This is a genomic window from Albidovulum sp., assembly GCF_049646345.1.
Classification (GTDB): Bacteria; Pseudomonadota; Alphaproteobacteria; order Rhodobacterales; family Rhodobacteraceae; genus Albidovulum.
In genome coordinates, this window is record NZ_JBARVQ010000201.1 from 1 (window position 1) to 1,790 (window position 1,790).

Here is a 1,790-nt window from a genome sequence, read left to right on the forward strand (position 1 = left end):
GGCCAGATCCGGGCAGTCTTGATGCATCGTCCCAGCACCGAGTTTGGCGTCATCGATCGCACGAAGTTCATTCCCGAGACCGGGACATTTGGTGATCTCGAGGCAGGCTGGTACTGGCAAAGTGATCTCATTCCGGATCTGGCAGAACTTCAGGCGCAGCATGATACGCTTGCCGATACGCTGCGCGCCGAGGGAGTTGAAGTCATCTATCTCGATGGGGTCGGGAACGGGCGCTTCAAGTCGGTCTATACGCGCGATTCCTGCATCGCGGTGAAGGGGGGCGCGATCATCACGCGCCTTGCGCCCCGTATGCGCCACGGCGAGGAGTTGGCCGTAACCCGCACCCTGGCTGCGGCAGGAATGCCGATCCTGCGCACGCTAAACGGCACGTCCATGGCAGAGGGCGGCAGCTTCGCGTGGCTTGACAGCCGAACCGCCGTCATCGGCCGCAGCATTCGGGTCAACGACGACGGGATTGCACAGATCGCCGACGTGCTGCGCTATCACGGTGTGGAAACCATCGTCGTCGATCTCTGCGGCTACAGCATCCATATCGACGGGCATTTCCTGATGATCGACCGGGATCTTGCACTTGTCTCTGCCGAAGGGCTGCCCTTCACATTCCTCGAACGGTTGAAGGCGATGGGCATTCGCACGGTGGAGATTACCGAAGAAGACAACAGCTGGGTCATCAACGGGCTGGCGGTCAGGCCTCGCCGCGTGATCATGCCGCGCGGTCTGTCGGAGCGGACGCGCGACAGGCTTGGCGAACTTGGTGTCGAGATCGTGGAAATCGACTACGACAAGGTGCAGCTGAACGGCGGCGGCATTCATTGTTCGACCTCGCCCCTCATCCGGGATTCGCTCGCTTGAGTGGCTCGCGATGAGCGGAGATTTGAAAATATCCAATGGTCATATGGCGTTGTAGCCAATGTTGGGTGCGGACCGTATCCGCCGAGGAGGAATCCTCGTGGCGCTGGGACCATAGGAACCGGCTCTCGCGCCGGGACTGCCCCAAAGGGGCCCGGCCGATCCGGATCTATGTCGATCACTATATCGACAGTGTCGGCCTTGGTCCGGATGGTGAGCCCGGTCGGAGAGGGGATAACCGGGATGGAGCAGTTTGACCTTGAACTTGCGATACATGAAACCAAACGACTTGGGCCTGACAGGTCAGGGGCTCAGGTGTCTGTCAACCTTTTGTCAGGGTTCTTTGCGGCGCTGGTTCTCATTGTCCTGGCACTCTGCTGGGAGGGCCGAGCGAACTCCCAATCTTTGATGAGGATTGATGTCCACAACCAATGACGCCTGGCCGCTTTGGTAGGAGGAATCTGATCAGGGGCAAGCGTGGTCTAATGCAGCAACTTGCGTTGGATCACAGGGAGAGTATCTGTGAAGGGCGGGTCATAGCGCTGTTCGCTGTTCTGCAGGGCTTGATCCGGGCATCTTGGTTGATGGATGCACAATAGCGGTTGACCATTCCCAAGGGGGGACCATGCCGGGAAAGAACGATTTCGCCATTAGGCAAACCAGCGGCTACGGCGTAGCGCCGGAGCTGAGCTTTGGGGGTGTCACAAGCTTCCTTAGGCGGCCCTATACCAAGGATCTGGCGGGAGCAGATGTCGCGGTGAGCGGTATACCATTCGACTGTGCTACCACCAGCCGACCGGGCACGCGTCTTGGCCCGCGGCAAATTCGCGAAATGTCTGCGCTGTTGCCTTGGGAGCCGCCCTTTGGTTGGAAGGACAATCCATACGACACCCTGGCAATCGTCGATTACGGTGACTGTG

2 protein-coding genes are annotated in these 1,790 nt (G+C 59.4%); both read left to right on the plus strand.

The annotated features are described in order from the left end of the window. Positions 1-873 (plus strand): dimethylarginine dimethylaminohydrolase family protein (locus WBB85_RS04855; protein ID WP_432637497.1); only part of this gene is annotated, 873 nt, incomplete at its 5' end. Positions 874-1,495: 622 nt separating this feature from the next. Further along, positions 1,496-1,790: arginase family protein (locus WBB85_RS04860; protein ID WP_432637498.1), on the plus strand; the 295-nt coding region annotated here is incomplete at its 3' end.